Raw genomic sequence first — 20,928 nt, forward strand, 5'->3', positions numbered from 1 at the left:
GATGGTCGTGAACGCGGCATCGAAACCAGAAAGGAGGAGACCAGGGTGGCTGACCAGTTAGCTGTACCGCCTGTACTTTCCGCAAACTATGCTTACTTCTTTGACCTCGACGGAACCCTCGCCGAAATCAAACCTCGTCCCGATCAGGTCTTTATTCCCACCGGGGTCCTAACCCTGCTCAAACGTCTGGCCGAAATGAATCAGGGCGCGGTGGCGCTGGTATCGGGTCGCTCGATGAAAGAGCTGGATGCCATTGCATCCCCGCTGCATTTCCCGCTTGCCGGGGTACATGGCGCACAGCGACGCGACTTCCAGGGTAAAACGCACGAGATTGCTCTGCCTGCCGATCAGGTTAAGCAGATGGAGCTGGAGCTGATTGCGGCGCTCGATCCCCTGAAGGGGACAGAGCTGGAGGCGAAGGGGATGGCGTTTGCGCTGCACTATCGCCAGGCCGTACACCATGAAGAGGCTATCTTTGCGCTGGCAAAGGCGATGGAAGAGAAATATCCGAATTTAGCCCTGCAGCCGGGCAAATGCGTGGTAGAGCTAAAACCACGTGGTATCAATAAAGGAGCTGCAGTAGAAGCATTCATGCAGGAGCCGCCTTTTTGCGGGCGCAAACCTGTTTTCCTGGGAGACGACCTCACTGACGAGGCAGGCTTCAAGGTTGTGAATCGCCTTGATGGCGTATCCGTTAAGGTCGGTATTGGCGCAACGCAGGCGCAGTACCGGTTGGAAAGTGTCGCGGACGTTCATCAATGGCTCGAAAATATTACTGACCATCAACAACAAGAAGAAATGGCGTTAACTAACAGGAGAGATGGCTATGAGTCGCTTAGTCGTAGTATCTAATCGTATCGCACCGCCGGATGATAAAAAATCAAGCGCCGGTGGCCTGGCCGTCGGTATTATGGGTGCACTGAAAGGAACCGGCGGACTCTGGTTTGGCTGGAGCGGTGACATTGGCAATGAAGATCAGCCGCTAAAGAAGGTTACCCATGGCAATATCACCTGGGCCTCATTTAACCTCAGCGAGCAGGATTATGATGAGTACTACAGCCAGTTTTCCAATGCCGTGCTGTGGCCAGCGTTTCACTACCGTCTTGATCTAGTGAAGTTCCAGCGCGAGGCCTGGGAGGGCTATCAGCGCGTGAACGCTCTGCTGGCGGACAAGCTGGTACCGCTGCTTGAAGAAGACGATATCCTCTGGATCCACGATTATCATCTGCTGCCCTTTGCCAACGAGCTGCGTCAGCGCGGCGTGAATAACCAGATTGGCTTCTTCCTGCATATTCCCTTCCCGACTCCGGAAATCTTTAACGCCCTGCCGCCGCATGCTGAACTGCTCGAGCAGCTGTGCGACTACGATCTGCTGGGCTTCCAGACCGAGAGCGACCGCGTGTCGTTCCTTGACAGCCTCTCCAGCCAGACGCGCTTAACTGCCCGAGGTGATAAAACCCATACCGCATGGGGCAAAACCTTCCGTACCGAGGTCTATCCGATTGGGATTGAGCCGGATGAGATCGCCCAGCAGGCTTCTGGCCCGCTGCCGCCGAAGCTGGCGCAGCTCAAATCCGAGCTAGGAAATGTGAAGAACATCTTCTCCGTAGAGCGGTTAGACTACTCTAAGGGCCTGCCGGAACGTTTCCATGCCTATGAAACCCTGCTGGAGAAGTTCCCGCAGCACCACGGTAAAATCCGCTATACGCAGATTGCACCCACCTCGCGCGGCGAGGTTCAGGCCTACCAGGATATTCGCCATCAGCTGGAGACCGAAGCCGGACGTATCAACGGTAAATATGGTCAGCTGGGTTGGACGCCGCTCTACTACCTTAACCAGCACTTCGATCGTAAGCTGCTGATGAAGGTCTTCCGCTACGCTGACGTGGGGCTGGTTACGCCGCTACGTGACGGGATGAACCTCGTTGCCAAGGAGTATGTGGCGGCGCAGGATCCGGCCAACCCAGGCGTGCTGGTGCTCTCTAAATTTGCCGGTGCGGCGAACGAGCTGACCTCCGCTCTGCTCGTCAACCCCTATGACCGTGACGATGTGGCTAATGCCATGAACCGGGCGCTAACCATGCCGCTGGCAGAGCGTATTTCTCGCCACGCCGACATGATGGATATCATCAAGAAGAATGATATTCAGCACTGGCAGGAGAGGTTTATTGCCGATTTAAAGCGCATAGCGCCTCGTAATGCAGAGACTCTTTTGCAGAATAACGTGGCGACCTTCCCCAAGCTAGCGTAAACACGCCTGCGCTCCCGCTGCTGCGGGGGCGCTACTCCTCTTCTAGCGGTACCAGCAGCACGTCAACCCTACTGACTCCCACCACACCCTTAGCCGAACAGGCCGCCCGCGAAAAATAGCGCTGATTATGGTTACCGTAAATAACCAGATCGATTCCGTCTCGCTCGCAAAGATGAACAATGTTTTCACCGAGCGCGCCCGACGCAATAATCGTTTCAGCAATGGGATAATCTACCTGCTTAATGAGTTCATTCATAAACTGCTGCGTCTCTTCCTGCATTAGCTCGCGCAGGTTTTCCATCATGGGCGCAGCAAACTGATTATACATTTCGGGATCGTTAGCAAGGGTAAGCAGACTAATGCGTGCCTGATAGGGACGGGCAATGGAAACAGCTTTTTTAAGCAGTAAATGACTTTCTGAGTTAACGGCAACCGCAACTAGCAGGTGGGAATAGCTCATATTTCGCTCCTTAATGGAATATGAACCCTTGACGTATCTTTACCTTCTTTTTACAAAGCGTGCAAGCGAAAAAGTGTGACAAACCTGTGAACATTATCATAAATATTCACTAATTATTCCAGCACATGGAATAGCGCCATTGGTGCATATGTTAACGAAAGTTAACGACTTAAGAGAAATTTGGCACATTATATTATGCACTGCTCCCTGTTATTCACTAATGGTTAACAAAATTGCAATCATTTTACAAGTTCTAGAGATAAGTTTAGCAGCGCTTTAATTCTATGATAAATAATGATTTTTATAAATAACCCCACGCTTTGAAAGCCCATATTCCTCTTTGGGCTCTCATAAAGTCCGAGGTCTGATGACTGGTCACCGGTTAACACATAAAACTGAATGACTATTCGCCGAAAAGGAATAGAAAAGGCACTTCATCGTACAAAAAACAAACAATCACTAAGTCAAAAGTATGGATTTCTTTAAAATATTCACGTAAATTATGTGACGTAGATCACATTATTTTCAAAATATTCACCGCAGCCAATTGTATGTCCTACGGGTCACGAGTACAGTTGCGTCGCTTTAAGAAAAATCTTAGTAAATTGTAAGAATTGATTGAAAGCGTAATGGAGAGAGGTGGCAAACAATGCGACCGCCGTCACGTTAAACAACTAAGTTCAAACGATGCATTTCGCCTTATCTTTTTTAATACCGGGTTTTTTTCCCGGCGACATCACGGGGTGCGGCTTGACCGCATAAGACACTAGTTGGTTATTCTGGATGGGAAAAATGCATACATCCGAGTTGCTGAAACATATCTATGACATCAACCTGTCATATTTACTGCTCGCACAGCGTTTGATTAGTCAAGATAAAGCCTCCGCTATGTTCCGTCTGGGCATGAGTGAGGAGATGGCGTCTACCATGGGTGAGTTATCACTCCCACAAATGGTGAAATTAGCTGAAACCAATCAGCTAATCTGTCAATTCCGTTTTGACAGCCATCAGACCATTACTCGTCTGACGCAGGAGTCTCGCGTAGATGACCTGCAGCAGGTCCATACCGGTATTTTGCTCTCGACGCGTTTGCTCAATGAGAGCAACCAGGGTACTGACGCAGCGTCCCGGAAGAAAAGGGCTTAATAATGACTGAAAAGAGCATTGTCCAGGAAGCGCGTGATATTCAACTCGCAATGGAACTGATTACGCTGGGCGCGCGTTTGCAAATGCTGGAAAGCGAAACGCAGCTCAGCCGTGGCCGCCTCATCAAACTCTACAAAGAACTTCGTGGTAGCCCGCCGCCGAAAGGGATGCTCCCTTTTTCAACCGACTGGTTTATGACGTGGGAACAGAATATTCATGCCTCAATGTTCTGCAACGCCTGGCAATTCTTGCTTAAAACAGGCCTGTGCAGCGGCGTTGATGCAGTTATCAAAGCCTATCGACTCTATCTGGAACAGTGCCCGCAGCCGGAAGAGGGGCCGTTGTTAGCCCTGACCCGTGCCTGGACATTAGTCCGTTTTGTTGAGAGCGGTATGCTGCAACTTTCAAGCTGCAACTGCTGTGGCGGTAATTTTATTACCCATGCTCACCAGCCCGTAGGGAGTTTTGCCTGCAGTTTATGCCAGCCGCCGTCCAGGGCCGTAAAAAGACGTAAACTTTCCCCGGAAGCTGCCGATATTATTCCACAACTGCTGGATGAACAGATCAAACAGGCTGTTTAACTAACGGCGTGGGTAACACTCCAGCAGCGGTAAGCAATTACCGCTGCTTTTTTTTGCCTCCCCGTTGGGTTAAACCCTAAAAACTGTTTTTCCTTGCCTTAGTCAACAGCGGAAGGATGATGTCGTGCTGATCTTATTAGGTTACCTTGTTGTTCTCGGTACAGTCTTCGGCGGTTACATGATGACCGGCGGACACCTTGGGGCACTTTATCAACCGGCTGAGCTGATTATTATCGGCGGTGCGGGCGTGGGTGCGTTTATTGTGGGCAACAACGGCAAAGCCATCAAAGGAACGCTTAAGGCGCTTCCGTTGCTGTTTCGTCGCTCCAAATACACAAAAGCTGTCTACATGGATCTTCTGGCGCTGCTCTATCGCCTGATGGCCAAGTCGCGCCAGCAGGGGATGTTCTCCCTTGAGCGTGACATTGAGAATCCAAAAGAGAGCGAAATTTTTGCCAACTATCCACGGATCCTTGCCGATCCGGTGATGCTGGAATTTATCGTCGACTATCTGCGTCTGATCATCAGCGGCAATATGAATACCTTCGAAATCGAAGCGCTGATGGACGAAGAGATCGAGACTCACGAGAGCGAAGCCGAAGTGCCGGCAAATAGCCTGGCCATGGTCGGTGACTCGCTGCCGGCGTTCGGTATCGTGGCCGCGGTAATGGGTGTGGTTCACGCCCTGGCCTCGGCGGATCGCCCGGCGGCTGAGCTGGGCGCGCTGATCGCCCATGCGATGGTAGGAACCTTCCTCGGTATTCTGCTGGCCTACGGCTTTATTTCGCCGCTGGCAACCGTGCTGCGCCAGAAGAGCGCGGAAACGACCAAGATGATGCAGTGCGTTAAGATCACGCTGCTCTCCAACCTGAATGGCTATGCGCCACCGATTGCCGTTGAATTTGGCCGTAAAACGCTCTACTCCAGCGAGCGACCGTCCTTTATCGAACTGGATGAGCACGTCCGCGCGGTCCGTAACCCAAACCAGCAGACCACGACTGAGGACGCATGAAAAACCAGGCCCATCCTATTGTCGTTGTAAAACGGCGCAAGCATAAGGGGCACGGAGGCGGCTCGCACGGATCCTGGAAGATCGCCTACGCCGATTTTATGACGGCAATGATGGCGTTCTTCCTGGTGATGTGGCTGATCTCAATCTCCAGCCCGAAAGAGCTGATCCAGATTGCAGAGTATTTCCGCACTCCGCTGGCGACCTCCATTGCCGGCGGCCCACGGATCTCCAACAGCGACAGCCCAATCCCTGGCGGCGGCGATGACGTCACCCAGCAGAAGGGGGAGGTGCAGCGCCAGCCTAACGTCGAAGAGCTGCGCCAGAAGATGGAGCAGTCTCGTCTGAGCAAGCTGCGCGGCGATCTCGATCAGCTGATCGAGGCCGATCCAAAGCTGCGCGCGCTGCGTCCGCACCTGAAAATTGACCTGGTGCAGGAGGGGCTGCGTATTCAGATTATCGATAGCCAGAACCGGCCGATGTTTAAAACCGGCAGCGCCGAGGTAGAGCCGTATATGCGCGATATTCTGCGTGCGATTGCGCCGGTGTTAAACAATATTCCTAACCGTGTCAGCCTCTCTGGCCACACAGATGACTTCCCGTATGCCAACGGCGAGCGCGGCTACAGCAACTGGGAGCTCTCTGCCGACCGTGCTAACGCCTCGCGGCGCGAGCTGGTTGCAGGCGGGCTGGACGATGGAAAAGTGCTGCGCGTGGTTGGCATGGCCGCCACCATGCGCCTGAGCGACAAAGGCTCCAATGACGCCATTAACCGTCGTATCAGTCTTTTAGTACTTAACAAACAAGCAGAACAGGCAATTCTGCACGAAAACGCCGAAAGCCAAAACGAGCCGGTAAGTGTATTACAACAGCCGGGGGCACAGCCTCAGGCGACCGTTCCCACATCGCCACAACCCGATCCGAGGTGATAGCGTGAGCATGGATATTAGCGATTTTTATCAGACATTTTTTGATGAAGCTGACGAGTTGTTGGCTGACATGGAGCAACACCTGCTGGATCTGGTGCCGGAAGCGCCCGATTCAGAGCAGCTCAACGCCATTTTTCGTGCGGCCCACTCCATAAAGGGAGGAGCAGGCACGTTTGGCTTTACCATTTTGCAGGAGACCACGCACCTGATGGAAAACCTGCTGGATGAGGCCCGGCGCGGAGAGATGCAGCTCAATACCGACATTATTAACCTGTTTTTGGAAACCAAAGATATTATGCAGGAACAGCTCGACGCCTATAAAAGCTCGCAAGAGCCAGATGCTGCCAGCTTTGAGTATATCTGCAATGCGCTGCGCCAGCTGGCGCTGGAAGCGAAAGGCGAAGTACCTGCCGCTGCGGCCGGTGGCGCTAAGCTGACCGTTGTCGATAATGCCCAGGCCGTCGCTGATACCGCGTCCGTCGCCGCGCCTGCGGCTGCTAACGATGGCAAACTGCGCATTGTCCTGTCGCGTCTGAAAGAGGGCGAAGTCAACCTGCTGGAGGACGAGCTGAAAAACCTGGCCACCCTCAGCGACGTCGTCAAAGGCGCGGATTCTCTGAGCGCGACGCTGGAAGGCGGCGTTAGCGAGGATGACCTGGTTGCCGTGCTGTGCTTCGTGATCGAGCCGGATCAAATAAGCTTTACCGATGCGCCAGCTGCGGCCCCCGCTAGCGAGGCTGCACCTGCAGCCCCGACGCTGGTCGCCCAGCCTGTAGCGGCTGCCCCTGTCGCGCAAAGCGCACCGCGCGAGCAGCCTGCCGCCCGTCAGGAGCGCGCAGAAAAACCGGCCCGCGTCAGCGAATCTACCAGCATCCGCGTTGCCGTTGAAAAAGTGGATCAGCTAATCAACCTCGTCGGCGAACTGGTGATCACCCAGTCGATGCTGGCCCAGCGCTCTAACGAGCTGGATCCGGTCAATCATGGCGATCTGATCACCAGCATGGGTCAGCTGCAGCGTAACGCCCGCGATCTGCAAGAGTCGGTGATGTCCATCCGTATGATGCCGATGGAGTACGTCTTTAGCCGCTTCCCGCGCCTGGTGCGCGACCTGGCGAGCAAGCTTAACAAACAGATCGAACTGACGCTGCTGGGCAGCTCGACCGAGCTGGATAAGAGCCTGATCGAGCGCATTATCGACCCGTTAACGCACCTGGTGCGTAACAGCCTCGACCACGGCATTGAACTGCCGGACACCCGCGTTGCCGCTGGAAAATCCCCGGTCGGTAACCTGACCCTTTCCGCCGAGCATCAGGGCGGCAATATCTGCATCGAAGTGATCGACGACGGCGCAGGCCTCAACCGCGAGCGCATTCTGGCGAAAGCGGTATCGCAGGGCATGGCGGTGCATGAAAACATGACCGACGAAGAGGTTGGCATGCTGATCTTCGCCCCTGGCTTCTCCACGGCAGAGCAGGTGACCGACGTCTCCGGCCGCGGCGTGGGCATGGACGTGGTGAAACGTAACATCCAGGAGATGGGCGGCCACGTTGAGATCCAGTCGAAGCAGGGCGCAGGCACCACCATCCGCATTCTGCTGCCGCTGACGCTGGCGATCCTCGACGGCATGTCGGTGAAGGTGAGCGACGAGGTCTTTATCCTGCCGCTGAACGCGGTGATGGAGTCCCTGCAGCCGCGTGAAGAGGATCTGCATCCGCTGGCGGGCGGCGAGCGCGTGCTGGAAGTACGCGGCGAATATCTGCCGCTGGTTGAGCTGTGGAAAGTCTTTGACGTCGACGGCGCTAAAACAGAAGCGACGAAAGGCATCGTGGTGATCCTGCAAAGCGCAGGCCGCCGCTACGCGCTGCTGGTGGATCAGCTTATTGGTCAGCACCAGGTTGTCGTGAAGAACCTTGAGAGCAACTACCGTAAGGTGCCAGGCATCTCCGCTGCAACTATTCTCGGCGATGGCAGCGTGGCGCTGATCGTCGATGTTTCGGCGTTACAGGGATTAAACCGTGAGCAACGTGTGGCGCACACAGCCGCCTGATTTAGTTAAAAAGGTAAAAATATGACCGGTATGAGTAATGTAACGAAACTGGCTGGTGAGCCATCGGGTCAGGAATTTCTGGTATTCACGTTAGGCGATGAAGAGTACGGCATCGATATCCTGAAAGTGCAGGAGATCCGCGGTTACGATCAGGTAACCCGTATTGCCAACACTCCGGATTTTATTAAAGGGGTGACTAACCTGCGCGGTGTGATTGTGCCCATCGTCGATCTGCGGGTTAAATTCAGCCAGCAGGACGTTGAGTATAACGATAACACCGTGGTGATCGTGCTCAATCTCGGCCAGCGCGTGGTCGGAATTGTGGTCGATGGCGTCTCTGACGTGCTGTCGCTGGCTTCCGATCAGATCCGTCCTGCGCCGGAGTTTGCCGTTACCCTCTCAACGGAGTATCTCACCGGCCTCGGCGCGCTGGGTGACCGCATGCTGATCCTGGTCAACATCGAGAAGCTGCTTAACAGCGACGAGATGGCCCTGCTGGATAGCGCAACGGCGCACGTTGCCTGATATGCCCTTCAACGCTCCCGGCCCCGGGAGCGTTTTTTAACCGCTTTTCATGCCGCTTCTTCATTACTCATTAATAAACTTTAAGTTTTGCTTAAACCCACAATGCAACACCAGACAATATATTGTGAAGCAGATCACGCGATAATGAATATATCATTCCCGTTGCACTTTGTTACGAGCTGTTAACAAGCTTAATTGATTGAAAGATAATGCAATTTTGTGTCAATACGCCGATGGTTTGAGCAGGCCTTTACAGGGTGGTTCTTTGCAACCCCGTAAGCTAAATTTCTGTTAATCCTGCTTTTTCACTGAGGCGACAACATGAACAGAAAAATCCTCCTCGTTTTGGCAAGCGGTGCGCTGGCGCTGGCCGGGCATACTGCCAATGCGGTAACCAGCAGTGGGACCATCAACGCAACGCTGACCTTAACCAACGGCTGCCTGATCAATGGCTCGCCGAACCAGAGCGGTATTAACTTCGGCTCTCTGGACTTCGGTACCCATCCCGCGACCTTCTCCGAGCTCACCACTCAGCTCACCGGAGCTAACGGCGGCAACAGCTTTGCTATCCAGTGCACCACCGACACCTATACCGTGCAGATCACCGGCACCACCAATACCGTTGCGCCTGCCACGGTAGTGGGAACACCCGGCACGCCAGCGCGCTATTTGGTTAACACCGCTAATGCAACCCAGGGCGTAGCCTACAGCCTCTACAGCGACAGCGGCTTCAGTAACGTCATCGCCAATAACGCTCCGCTGCCGGTGGCCTCCACTGCCGGAGGCGTGAATAACTACACCCTCTTTGGCCGCATCCAGGGGGGTGGCAACAGCGTGACCGTCGTCCCTGGCACCTACTCCGATACGATAAACGTGAGCGTGATCTACTGACGCCAGCGCAATGAAGCCTGAGGGAGTTGACACGCTCCCGGCGCCTGGCCGAAGCATGCTACGCATTGTCTTTGGTTTGGGGCTGCTGGGGTGGGCAGGGAGCGCCACCGCGCTGACGGTTAGCACTCAGTCATTTCAGGTTGGGGCAACCATTGCGGCAGGATGCTCGGTAGTCAGCGGCAGCGGAGGTCTGCTCGGCTCCCTGGACTTTGGGAGTCGCAGCGGCGTGGCGAGCGGGCAGGTCACCACCAGCTTTGTACCTAACAGCGCGCTCTCTCTCGCCTGCACCCCTGGGGTGGCATTAAGCATGAGCATCAACGGTGGTCTGCACTACGGCACCGTGCGCAACATGCAGCGCAGCGGGGGCACGGATCGCGTGCCTTACCGGCTCTATCGCAGCAGCACGCTGGCGGCCAACACGGAAATTGGCGTTAACCAGGCGTTCTCAATCACCTACAGCGATAGCAACAATATCGCGCTGACGCTATTTGGCGCGGCGCAGCTCACGGGGTTTAGCCCTGCAGGAAATTATACCGATCAGCTGACCGTAACGTTGTCTTGGTAATGTTATACAGGGAGAAGGATCATGAAAACCATTATGGGCCGAAGCCAACTGGCGGGTGCGCTGCTCGCGACAGCGCTCGTAGGGGTGGCGCAGCAGGCGCAGGCGGCAGCCACCATTCTACTCTGGCCGATCGATCCCTGGCTGGCCGCCGATGCGAAAGCGACCGAGCTGTGGATCCAGAACCAAGGGAATACGCCGACGACGATGCAGGTGCGCATCATGCGCTGGACCCAGGAGGGCGGCCATGAACGCTATCAGGCCCAGCAGGATGTGGTCGCCAGCCCGCCCATTGTGCGAATCGATAAAGGCAGCAAGCAGCTGATTCGCCTGATCAAGCAGAGTCAGGTTCCCGCCGGCATTGAGCAAGGCTACCGGATTATCGTGGATGAGATCCCCCAGCCCGCAAGCGGAGATTCACCGCAGATTGGCTTGAAAATTCAGATGCGTTACTCCATTCCGCTATTTGTCTATGGTCCGGGGGTGGAGACCACGACCGAGGGGGCAAACCATGCCCTGGTTAATACCCGTGACCTGAGCTGGCGGGTGATCCGCGAGGGGGGGAGACCCGCTCTGGAGGTACGCAACCGCAGCGATGTGCACGTGCGCTTGAGTCAGGTTAGCGTGCAGCAGGGCAGCCAGCGGCGCGAGCTGGCCGACGGCCTGCTGGGATACGTGCTGCCTGGCGCAGCGCGCAGTTGGCCGCTCCCCTCTGGGCTGAGCAATCCGACGACCATGACGGCGACGATTAATGCCAGGGATACCAAATGGCAGTCGTCTCCCGCAAACTGATCCTGCCGCTGATGATGCTGCTGGGGGGAGTGACGGATGCGCTGGCAGAGGAGGGGGATGACGCCCTGCCGCCGCCGCCGGACGCGCAGGCCATTAACGCTCAGGCGGTCTTCCACCTTTCGCTGGTGGTCAACTATTACGATACCGAACTCGTGGTGCCCGTTACGCGGCGTCAGGGGAGCTATATTGTAGCCAACGGCGATCTGCAGCGGGCCGGGATCCCCGCGGAGCATCTCCCGCCGGGAGACGTTGATCTCTCGACGCTGGCCGACGTTCGCACCGAATATGACAGCAATCGCCAGCGGCTGCTGCTGTTTGTGCCTCGCGCGTGGGTTGGGGATCGCGCCACCTCCTTTAGCGGCGAAACCGCGCGTGCCAAACCGCACTACGGGCGGGGCGCGCTGCTCAACTATGACATCTATACCAGCAGCACCGAACATGCTGGCAGCCAGGCCTCCCTGTGGCATGAGTTTCGCTACTTCGACAGCAACGCGGTGTTCTCCTCTACCGGCACGCTGCGGGAATATCTCTCCGGCACCGCCGGGCAAAACCAGGGTTATACCCGCTACGATACCACGCTGCTGTTTACCAATGAGGAGGACGCTACCGAGTGGCAGCTAGGGGACGTTATCTCCGACTCGCTGAACTGGAGCAGCAGCGTGCGCATGGGCGGGATCCGCTACGGACGCGACTTCTCGCTGCGTCCGGACCTGGTCACCTGGCCGCTGCCAGCCTTTACCGGCGAGGCGGCGGTGCCGACGGCGGTAGACGTCTTTATCAACGGCTACCGGGCCGGATCCACCCAGCTGCAGCCCGGCCCCTTTACCCTGACCAATCTGCCCTATATTAACGGGGCGGGAGATGCGGTGCTGGTCACCACTGACGCGCTGGGACGCCAGGTTAGCACCACGCTGCCGTTCTACGTCTCCAGCGACGTGCTGAAGAGTGGCATTACCGATGGGGCCGTCACCCTCGGCAGTCTGCGGCGTAACTACGGCATTGACGACTTCAACTATGGTCCGGCGGCGGGCAGCGGCTCCCTGCGCTACGGGGTAACGGACTATTTCACCTTTGAAGGCCACGGCGAAGCCGCAGAAGATCTGACCCTCGGCGGCGCGGGCGGGGTAGTGAAGCTGGGCCAGTACGGCGTGGTGAACTCGTCGTGGACGGAGAGCCGGATGCGCGGCAGCAGCGGCAGCCAGTTTAACTGGGGCTACCAGTACAGCACCAGCGTCTTCAGCATCGCCACCCAGCATACCCGCCGCGAGCGCGGTTTTGGCAACCTGGCCCTCTATGATCAGACTATCGTTTACGATGACGATCGCCAGCCGCTGGCGACCTTGAGCCGTAATAGCGATCAATATTCGCTGACCTTTAACATGGGCGACTATGGCAACGTTGGCGCGGCCTGGATTGGCGTCCGCAGCTTCGATAACCAGAAGACCGAGCTGCTGAACCTCTCCTGGAGCCGTAACCTGTGGGGCAGCAGCAGCCTCTACCTGGCGGCCAGCCACGATAAGCAGCGGGACGACTGGAGCTTTGCTATGTCGCTGCAAATTCCTATCGGCGAGCGAGATAGCGCGGCCATCAGCGTAGAGAAAACCCCAGATGCAGGCACCAGCCAACGCATCAACTACAACCACGCAATGCCTACCGACGGCGGCTTCGGCTGGAATATGGCGTTCGCCCGCCAGCCGCAGTCGGATAACTATCAGCAGGCCACGCTCAACTGGCGCAACAACAGCGTGGAATTACAGGGAGGCGGCTACGGCGAGCGAGGGATGATGACCTGGTGGGGCGAGGCGCTGGGTTCGCTGGTGCTGATGGACGGCCAGCTCTTTGCGGCTAACAAGATCAACGACGCCTTTGTGGTGGTCAGCACCGGAGGCAATGCCAACGTGCCGGTAAGCTATGAGAACCAGCCGGTAGGTAAGACCAATGATAAAGGCTATCTGCTGGTGAGCGGTGTCTCGGCGTACTATCCCGCCAGCTACAGTATCAATACCCTTAATCTGCCAGCCGATACGCGCCTGAAAGAGACCGAGCGGCGGATCGCCCTGCGACGCCAGAGCGGCTACCTGGTAGAGTTTCCGATGGAGCAGGAGCGGGTCGCCAGCGTGATCCTGCACGATGCCCAGGGGCATGCCCTGCCGGTAGGCAGCCAGGTCTACCGCGAAGGCCGCGCGCCGACGCCGGTGGGCTATGACGGCATCGCTTTTCTGGAAAACCTCAGCGACGTGAACGCCCTGCGCGTGAGCACGCCGGATAACCGCACCTGCTATGCCCGCCTCACGATCGGCGCAAATCCCGATCATAAATTACAGACCTACGGGCCGCTTACCTGTGAGGAGAGACGCTGATGCGCCGCGCTATTCTGCTTTTTCTGCTGCTGATGGGATGCAGCCCGCTGGCGTGGTCGGCCTGTACGGTAACGCCTACCAACGGCGTTTTTGGTACCGTCACCTCGTTTGCGCTTAACAGCACCGAGCAGGAGATCAGCGGCAGCCTGACGGTTCAGTGCGATGCGGTGTTGCTGAATCTGTTGACCGGGAACGCGATCACCATGCAGCTGAGCAGCGCCAGCGCCGCGGTCAGCAACCGGGCGATCCTGCGCCGGGTGGATAACCCGGCCAGCACCGATACCATCCCGGTGCGGCTGTGCGGGGCCGCAGGGTGCAATAACAACAGCGAGACGCTGATTGGCGGCAGCTATACCTGGAGCGGAAACGCGCTGCTCGATCTGCTGAATACCCGGCGCATTGTGCTGCCGATCTATTTTCGCACGCTCTCCGGGCAGACCGTGGCGGCGGGCCAGTACCAGGCCACCTTCAACCTCAACGTCACCTATAACATCTGCTCGCTGGGCCTGCTCGGCGGCTGCGGCTCGTGGCAGACCGGCACCGTGCCCCTCGCCGTGACGGCGACCATCAGCATTACCAACGACTGCATTACCATCACCGCGCCAAACGTCAACTTCGGCAGCGCGCCGCTGGTCAAAAACTTCCCGGCGGTGGCGCAGGGCGTCGCGGTGACCTGCACCAAAGGCAGCGTCTATAGCGTAGGGATCAACAACGGCAGCAACGCCAGCGGCAACGTGCGCAATATGGCCTCGGGCAATAACCGCTTAAGCTACGAAATCTACAAAGGCAGCACCAGCGACCGCTGGGGCAGCAGCGGCACCGAACGCTGGGCCAGCAGCGCCTCGTCACTGCTCAGCGCCAACGGCCTGGTGCGTACCTATAACTATACGGCCCGGGTGTTAACTAACCAGGCAACGCCGCCCGCCGGAACCTATAGCGATACGGTGGTGGTGGATATCGCCTTTTAATCAATTAGGTGCGTAGCGGATTATTTCCCTTTCGCAAATGTAAAGTTCCCGTCCCACATGCCGATAACACCGTTAATAAGTCATCAATAAGGTGTTGCATGTTGAACCGTATCCGCGTTGTCACAATGCTCATGATGGTGCTGGTGGTTTTTGCACTTCTGCAGCTGGTATCGGGTGGTCTGTTGTTCTCGTCACTGAAGCAGAACCAGCAGAGCTTTGCTGATGCTAACGATCTTCGTCTGCAGCAGACCGAGCTGACCAAAACCTGGGAGCTGATGCTGCAAACGCGCATCAACCTCAGCCGTTCGTCAGCGCGAATGATGATGGATCCAGCCAATCAACAGAGCAGCGCCAAAACCGATCTGCTGAAGAGCGCCCATGCTTCACTGGCCGATGCGGCAAAACACTATGACGCCTACAAAGCGCTGCCCACCGTGCCGGCTATGGCCCAGGTCAGCCAGCAGCTTGATGATAAGTATCGCACCTACAGCGCCGCGCTCACGGACCTGATCCAGTTCCTGGAGAGCGGCAATATGGACGCCTTCTTCGCCCAGCCAACCCAGGGAATGCAGAATGCCATGGGTGATGCGCTGGGGCAGTATGCCCAGCTCAGCAGCGAGCTCTACCACAACGCCTTTACCCAGAGCACCCACGACTACCGCTTCGCCCAGTGGCAGATGGCGATCCTCGCCCTGGCGCTGGTGATTATTCTGGCCGCGGTGTGGTATGGCATTCGCCATATCCTGCTTAATCCGCTGGCTAACGTGATCCGTCACATCCGTGAGATCGCCAGCGGCGATCTGACCCAAACTCTGGTCATTAACGGGAAAAACGAAATTACCGAGCTGGCGGGGAGCGTTGAGCATATGCAGCGTTCGCTGATCGATACCGTGACCAACGTGCGCCGGGGCTCGGATGCGATCCACAGCGGAACCAGCGAAATCGCCGCCGGTAACAACGATCTCTCTTCCCGTACCGAGCAGCAGGCCTCTGCGCTGGAGCAGACCGCCGCCAGCATGGAGCAGCTCACCGCCACCGTGAAGCAGAACGCCGATAACGCACGTCAGGCTTCGCAGCTGGCGCTCAGCGCCTCCGAAACCGCCGGACGCGGGGGCAAGGTGGTGGACGGCGTGGTGAAAACCATGCACGACATCGCCGCCAGCTCAAAGAAAATCGCCGATATCACCAGCGTGATCGACGGCATTGCCTTCCAGACCAATATTCTGGCGCTTAACGCTGCCGTAGAGGCCGCTCGTGCGGGCGAGCAGGGGCGCGGCTTTGCCGTCGTCGCCGGTGAGGTACGTAACCTCGCCAGCCGCAGCGCCAACGCAGCTAAAGAGATCAAAGCGTTAATTGAAGATTCCGTCTCGCGCGTGGATACCGGCTCGGTGCTGGTAGAGAGCGCCGGGGAGACCATGAACGATATCGTCAATGCGGTCACCCGGGTGACTGACATTATGGGCGAGATTGCCTCTGCCTCCGATGAGCAGAGCAAAGGCATCGACCAGGTGGCGCTGGCGGTATCGGAGATGGACAGAGTGACACAGCAGAACGCGTCGCTGGTAGAAGAGTCTGCGGCCGCCGCAGCAGCATTAGAAGAACAGGCCAGTCGACTCACGCAGGCGGTCTCTGCTTTCCGCCTTGCTGCCGTCCCTGAAAATCCGGCGCAGCGCCGCTCGCAGGGAGGGGAGTTCACCTCCGCCCCCGCCAGCAGACGTCAGCTCAGTACCGGGCAGGATGATAACTGGGAAACTTTTTGATCGTATTGATATTGCGGCATTAGCCGCCTGATGGGAGCGTAGATGTTTAATCGTATTCGTATCTCGACCACACTGTTTATCTTACTGATTGTTTGCGGTCTGTTGCTGGTGGGAAGCAACGGCCTCTCTTTCTGGGCCTTCCGCGATGGTTTCCAGCATCTTGAGCAGGTTGAAAAGAGCAACCACCAGCGCAACACGCTGGCCCAGATGCGCGCCGTGTTACTGCAGACCAGCACCTCGTTGAACAAGGCGGGCACGCTGACCGCCTTAAGCTATCCGCCGGATGATATCAAAGGGTTGATGAGTGCGGCCCGCAGCAACCTGCAGTTAGCCGCCGCCCAGCTTAAAGAGTTTGATGCGATCGAGGTGATCTCACCGGAAGGGGAGAAGCTCAAGGCGCAGGCGAAGACCACCTACGGCACGTGGATGAGCGACTTAGAGCATCAGGCGACCTGGCTTGAGAATAACCAGCTCTCTGATTTTATGACCGCACCGGTACAGCAGTCCCAGGATGCCTTTGAGACAACCTTTACGGCCTGGCAGCACTATATCGATCGCTTTGTCGTGACCGCAACGGCAGCCAGCCGTACCAACTACCACATGTCGGCGGCAACCTTTATTACCGTATTGATTCTGGCGGCGGCGTTAATCTCCGCCGGTCTGCTCTGGTCACGCAGAATGATTGTGCAGCCGCTGGCGATCATCAGCAGCCACTTTGACAGCATCGCCGGGGGCGACCTGGCGCGGCCGATCTCAGTCTATGGCCGCAACGAAATCTCAGCCATTTTTGCCAGTTTGAAAAAGATGCAGACCGCGCTGCGCACCACGGTGGCCAACGTGCGCGAAGGCAGCGTGTCGATGCACACCGGCATCTCAGAAATTGCTGCAGGCAATAACGATCTCTCGGCGCGCACCGAGCAGCAGGCAGCGTCGCTGGCCGAAACCGCTGCCAGCATGGAGCAGCTCACCGCCACGGTGTCCCAGAACGCGGACAACGCCCGTCAGGCGTCAGTACTCTCTCACGGCGCGGCGGAAACCGCGAGAAAAGGCGGGGAGCAGACCTCACGGGTCGCTGACACTATGCATGATATCGCCACCAGCTCACAGAAGATTGGCGACATCATTAGCGTGATCGACGGCATTGCCTTCCAGACCAATATCCTGGCACTGAACGCCGCCGTTGAGGCGGCACGGGCGGGGGAGCAGGGGCGTGGTTTTGCCGTCGTAGCCGGCGAAGTACGCAACCTGGCCAGCCGCAGCGCCGAGGCGGCGAAAGAGATCAAAGGGTTAATTGAAGATTCCGTTGCCCGCGTGCAGCAGGGTTCCGCCCTGGTGGATACGGCGGCGCAGACCATGACGGACATCGTCCGCTCTGTCACCCAGGTGAATGACATCATGGGCGAAATTGCTTCCGCCTCCGATGAGCAGCGCCGGGGTATCGAGCAGGTCGCGCTGGCGGTCAGCCAGATGGATCAGGTTACGCAGCAGAACGCCTCTCTGGTCGAGGAGGCTGCTGCGGCAACCGAACAGTTAGCGCACCAGGCGGACCGTCTTACGTCCCAGGTTGCGGTATTTAAGTTAGATGAACAAATCGGTCAACCCGACGTGGCACCCCCCAGGGCTGTGCCGGCATTATCCTGAAAGTAATTGAGAAGGCGCTATGACATCACCACTGCCCAACGGGCAAACGTCATTAACTATGCAGTTCCCTCAGCGCCTTGCGCTGTCCGACGCGCATTTTCGTCGGATATGTCAATTGATTTACCAGCGTGCGGGGATCGTGCTGGCTGACCATAAGCGAGACATGGTCTACAACCGGCTGGTACGCCGCCTGCGCACGCTGGGGCTGGATGATTTTGGCCGCTACCTGAGCATGCTGGAGGCGAACCAGAGCAGCGCCGAGTGGCAGGCATTTATCAACTCGCTGACCACTAACCTGACCGCCTTCTTCCGTGAAGCTCATCACTTCCCGGTGCTGGCCGATCACGCCCGCAAGCACAGCGGTGAGTACCGCGTCTGGAGCGCCGCCGCGTCGACCGGCGAAGAGCCTTACTCGCTCGCCATTACCCTGGCAGATGCGTTGGGCATGGTGCAGGGGCGCTGGAAAGTGATCGCCAGCGATATCGACACCGAGGTGCTGGAGAAAGCCCGCAGCGGCATCTACCGCCTGGACGAGCTGAAAACGCTCTCCCCCCAGCAGCTGCAGCGCTACTTTATGCGCGGCACCGGGCCCCATGCCGGGCTGGTGCGGGTGCGTCAGGAGCTGGCGAACTTCGTCGACTTCCAGCCGATCAACCTGCTGGATAAGCAGTACAACGTGCCGGGCCCGTTCGACGCTATTTTTTGTCGTAACGTGATGATCTATTTTGATAAAACGACGCAGCAGGACATTTTGCGCCGCTTCGCCCCAATGCTTAAGCCTGACGGACTGATGTTCGCTGGGCATTCGGAGAATTTCAGCAACCTTGTGCGCGAGTTTACCCTGCGTGGGCAGACGGTTTATGCGCTGAGTAAGGATAAAGCATGAGTAAAATCAGGGTTCTGTCTGTTGATGACTCCGCGCTGATGCGCCAGATCATGACGGAGATTATCAACAACCACAGTGATATGGAGATGGTGGCTACCGCGCCGGATCCGCTGGTCGCGCGGGATTTAATCAAGAAATACAATCCGGATGTTCTGACCCTGGACGTTGAAATGCCGCGCATGGATGGCCTCGACTTTCTTGAGAAGCTGATGCGCCTGCGGCCGATGCCGGTGGTGATGGTCTCCTCCCTGACCGGGAAGGGCTCTGAAGTAACCCTGCGCGCGCTGGAGCTGGGCGCAATTGACTTCGTCACCAAGCCACAGCTGGGGATCCGTGAGGGCATGCTCGCCTATAGCGAGATGATTGCCGAGAAGGTGCGTACCGCCTCGCGGGCCAAGCTGGCCGCGCACAATCCGGTCTCCGCCCCGGCCACCCTGAAAGCCGGACCGCTATTAAGCTCGGAAAAGCTGCTGGCGATCGGCGCATCAACCGGCGGAACAGAGGCAATTCGCCATGTACTCCAGCCATTGCCGCTCTCCAGTCCCGGTATTCTTATTACCCAGCACATGCCGCCGGGCTTTACCCGTTCGTTCGCTGAGCGTCTGAACAAGCTCTGCCAGATCAGCGTAAAAGAGGCGGAGGACGGCGAGCGCGTGCTGCCGGGTCATGCCTATATTGCCCCTGGCGATAAGCACATGGAGCTGGCGCGCAGCGGCGCAAACTATCAGATCAAGATTCACGACGGACCGCCGGTTAACCGGCATCGTCCGGCGGTAGACGTGCTGTTTCATTCGGTCGCGAAACACGCGGGGCGCAACGCCGTGGGGGTGATCCTCACCGGCATGGGTAACGACGGCGCGGCCGGTATGTTAGCAATGCACCAGGCGGGCGCCTGGACGATTGCGCAAAATGAAGCAAGTTGTGTGGTGTTCGGCATGCCGCGCGAAGCTATCAATATGGGTGGCGTAAGCGAAGTGGTCGATCTTAGCCAGGTAAGCCAGCAGATGCTGGCAAAAATCAGTGCCGGACAGGCAATACGTATTTAACGAGGAGTGTAGTTTTATGGCGGACAAAGAGCTCAAGTTTCTGGTTGTGGATGACTTTTCCACCATGCGTCGCATCGTGCGCAACCTGCTGAAAGAGCTGGGTTTCAATAACGTAGAAGAGGCAGAGGACGGCGTTGATGCGCTGAACAAGCTCCAGGCGGGCGGGTTTGGCTTCGTTATCTCCGACTGGAACATGCCCAACATGGATGGCCTGGAGCTGCTGAAAACCATTCGCGGCAACAGCGCCATGGCTTCCCTGCCGGTACTGATGGTGACCGCAGAGGCGAAGAAAGAGAACATCATTGCGGCCGCCCAGGCGGGTGCAAGTGGTTACGTGGTGAAGCCGTTCACGGCAGCAACCCTGGAAGAGAAACTCGGTAAAATCTTCGAGAAACTCGGCATGTGAGGACCGGATGATGATGATGCAACCGCAAATTAAACCTTCGGATGAGCACACGCCCGGAGACATTATCGCCCGTATCGGCAGCCTGACGCGCATGCTGCGCGACAGCCTGCGCGAGCTGGGCCTTGACCAGGCGATTGCCGAAGCGGCGGAAGCGATCCCCGATGCCCGCGATCGTCTGGACTATGTTGTGCAGATGACGGCCCAGGCCGCCGAGCGTGCGTTAAACAGCGTAGAAGCTTCGCAGCCGCATCAGGATGCGATGGAGAGCGGCGCGAAATCGCTGACCAAACGTTGGGACGCGTGGTTTGAGAACCCGATTGAGCTGACCGACGCTAAAGAGCTGGTGAAAGACACTCGTCAGTATCTTGGCGACGTGCCGGGCCACACCAGCTTCACCAACGCCCAGCTGCTGGACATCATGATGGCGCAGGATTTCCAGGACCTGACCGGTCAGGTGATCAAACGCATGATGGATGTGATCCAGGAGATTGAGCGTCAGCTGCTGATGGTGCTGCTGGATAACATGCCAGAGCCCTCCTCGCGGCCAAAGCGCGAGAACGAAAGCCTGCTCAACGGGCCGCAGCTCGACACCACCAAAGCGGGCGTCGTGGCCAGCCAGGACCAGGTCGACGACCTGCTGGACAGCCTCGGCTTCTGATTAAAAACCC

20 protein-coding genes are annotated in these 20,928 nt (G+C 57.3%); 19 read left to right on the plus strand and 1 reads right to left on the minus strand.

The genetic code is table 11. The features are described 5' to 3' along the window. The first annotated feature begins 45 nt into the window (after positions 1-45). Both otsB and otsA read left to right on the plus strand, forming a co-directional pair. Positions 46-852, plus strand: a complete 807-nt coding sequence (gene otsB / locus WFN61_RS12165; protein ID WP_238085054.1) for a trehalose-phosphatase — start codon at positions 46-48, stop codon at positions 850-852. Next, positions 827-2,251: an alpha,alpha-trehalose-phosphate synthase gene (otsA, locus tag WFN61_RS12170; protein ID WP_144818547.1), complete on the plus strand. Its 1,425-nt coding sequence runs from the start codon at positions 827-829 to the stop codon at positions 2,249-2,251. Before otsB ends, otsA begins: the two co-directional genes overlap by 26 nt. A gap of 31 nt (positions 2,252-2,282) precedes the next feature. On the opposite strand, the gene uspC is transcribed toward otsA, so the two are convergent. Then, positions 2,283-2,711: a universal stress protein UspC gene (gene uspC, locus WFN61_RS12175; RefSeq protein WP_312273518.1), complete on the minus strand. Its 429-nt coding sequence runs from the start codon at positions 2,709-2,711 to the stop codon at positions 2,283-2,285. Between the two features lie 792 nt (positions 2,712-3,503). On the opposite strand from uspC, the gene flhD reads away from it, so the two are divergent. From flhD to cheZ, 17 genes are all read left to right on the plus strand, one after another. Beyond that, positions 3,504-3,857: a flagellar transcriptional regulator FlhD gene (gene flhD, locus WFN61_RS12180; protein WP_222126338.1), complete on the plus strand. Its 354-nt coding sequence runs from the start codon at positions 3,504-3,506 to the stop codon at positions 3,855-3,857. A gap of 2 nt (positions 3,858-3,859) precedes the next feature. Beyond that, positions 3,860-4,438, plus strand: a complete 579-nt coding sequence (flhC, locus tag WFN61_RS12185) for a flagellar transcriptional regulator FlhC (protein ID WP_144818553.1) — start codon at positions 3,860-3,862, stop codon at positions 4,436-4,438. Between the two features lie 124 nt (positions 4,439-4,562). Then, positions 4,563-5,450, plus strand: a complete 888-nt coding sequence (motA, locus tag WFN61_RS12190; protein ID WP_042391392.1) for a flagellar motor stator protein MotA — start codon at positions 4,563-4,565, stop codon at positions 5,448-5,450. Then, positions 5,447-6,376, plus strand: coding sequence for a flagellar motor protein MotB (motB, locus tag WFN61_RS12195; protein ID WP_144818555.1), 930 nt, complete (start codon positions 5,447-5,449; stop codon positions 6,374-6,376). The genes motA and motB overlap by 4 nt, the downstream gene beginning before the upstream one ends. Positions 6,377-6,380: 4 nt before the next feature. Continuing rightward, entirely contained in the window at positions 6,381-8,423 is a 2,043-nt protein-coding gene (cheA, locus tag WFN61_RS12200; protein ID WP_337038717.1) for a chemotaxis protein CheA, read from the plus strand. A gap of 21 nt (positions 8,424-8,444) precedes the next feature. Then, on the plus strand, positions 8,445-8,948 hold the full coding sequence (cheW, locus tag WFN61_RS12205) for a chemotaxis protein CheW (RefSeq protein WP_042391389.1): 504 nt from the start codon (positions 8,445-8,447) through the stop codon (positions 8,946-8,948). A 321-nt stretch (positions 8,949-9,269) separates the two neighbouring features. Next, positions 9,270-9,839, plus strand: a complete 570-nt coding sequence (locus WFN61_RS12210) for a Csu type fimbrial protein (RefSeq protein WP_144818559.1) — start codon at positions 9,270-9,272, stop codon at positions 9,837-9,839. Between the two features lie 55 nt (positions 9,840-9,894). Beyond that, positions 9,895-10,404 (plus strand): Csu type fimbrial protein, encoded by a 510-nt coding sequence (locus WFN61_RS12215; protein WP_144818561.1) that lies wholly within the window; start codon positions 9,895-9,897, stop codon positions 10,402-10,404. A gap of 21 nt (positions 10,405-10,425) precedes the next feature. Beyond that, positions 10,426-11,193 carry a fimbrial biogenesis chaperone gene (locus WFN61_RS12220; protein ID WP_257757960.1) on the plus strand — a complete coding sequence of 256 codons (768 nt, stop codon included), beginning with the start codon at positions 10,426-10,428 and terminating at the stop codon, positions 11,191-11,193. Beyond that, positions 11,169-13,553 (plus strand): fimbria/pilus outer membrane usher protein, encoded by a 2,385-nt coding sequence (locus WFN61_RS12225; protein WP_337038718.1) that lies wholly within the window; start codon positions 11,169-11,171, stop codon positions 13,551-13,553. Before WFN61_RS12220 ends, WFN61_RS12225 begins: the two co-directional genes overlap by 25 nt. Then, on the plus strand, positions 13,553-14,521 hold the full coding sequence (locus WFN61_RS12230) for a Csu type fimbrial protein (protein WP_144818567.1): 969 nt from the start codon (positions 13,553-13,555) through the stop codon (positions 14,519-14,521). Before WFN61_RS12225 ends, WFN61_RS12230 begins: the two co-directional genes overlap by 1 nt. Positions 14,522-14,619: 98 nt before the next feature. Continuing rightward, the gene (gene tar / locus WFN61_RS12235) at positions 14,620-16,281 is read left to right on the plus strand and encodes a methyl-accepting chemotaxis protein II (RefSeq protein ID WP_337038719.1); all 1,662 of its coding nucleotides are present in this window, start codon (positions 14,620-14,622) and stop codon (positions 16,279-16,281) included. Positions 16,282-16,323: 42 nt separating this feature from the next. Next, positions 16,324-17,922: a methyl-accepting chemotaxis protein IV gene (gene tap / locus WFN61_RS12240; RefSeq protein WP_337038720.1), complete on the plus strand. Its 1,599-nt coding sequence runs from the start codon at positions 16,324-16,326 to the stop codon at positions 17,920-17,922. A 19-nt stretch (positions 17,923-17,941) separates the two neighbouring features. Continuing rightward, positions 17,942-18,808, plus strand: coding sequence for a protein-glutamate O-methyltransferase CheR (gene cheR / locus WFN61_RS12245; RefSeq protein WP_312283047.1), 867 nt, complete (start codon positions 17,942-17,944; stop codon positions 18,806-18,808). Beyond that, positions 18,805-19,854, plus strand: coding sequence for a protein-glutamate methylesterase/protein-glutamine glutaminase (locus WFN61_RS12250; RefSeq protein ID WP_337038721.1), 1,050 nt, complete (start codon positions 18,805-18,807; stop codon positions 19,852-19,854). The genes cheR and WFN61_RS12250 overlap by 4 nt, the downstream gene beginning before the upstream one ends. Before the next feature lie 16 nt (positions 19,855-19,870). Beyond that, positions 19,871-20,260 (plus strand): chemotaxis response regulator CheY, encoded by a 390-nt coding sequence (gene cheY / locus WFN61_RS12255; RefSeq protein ID WP_042391378.1) that lies wholly within the window; start codon positions 19,871-19,873, stop codon positions 20,258-20,260. Between the two features lie 13 nt (positions 20,261-20,273). Beyond that, the gene (gene cheZ / locus WFN61_RS12260) at positions 20,274-20,918 is read left to right on the plus strand and encodes a protein phosphatase CheZ (RefSeq protein ID WP_144818755.1); all 645 of its coding nucleotides are present in this window, start codon (positions 20,274-20,276) and stop codon (positions 20,916-20,918) included. Positions 20,919-20,928: the final 10 nt, after the last annotated feature.

The sequence above is a fragment of the Pseudescherichia sp. AS216 genome (assembly GCF_037152055.1).
In the GTDB taxonomy this organism is placed as follows: Bacteria; Pseudomonadota; Gammaproteobacteria; order Enterobacterales; family Enterobacteriaceae; genus Pseudescherichia.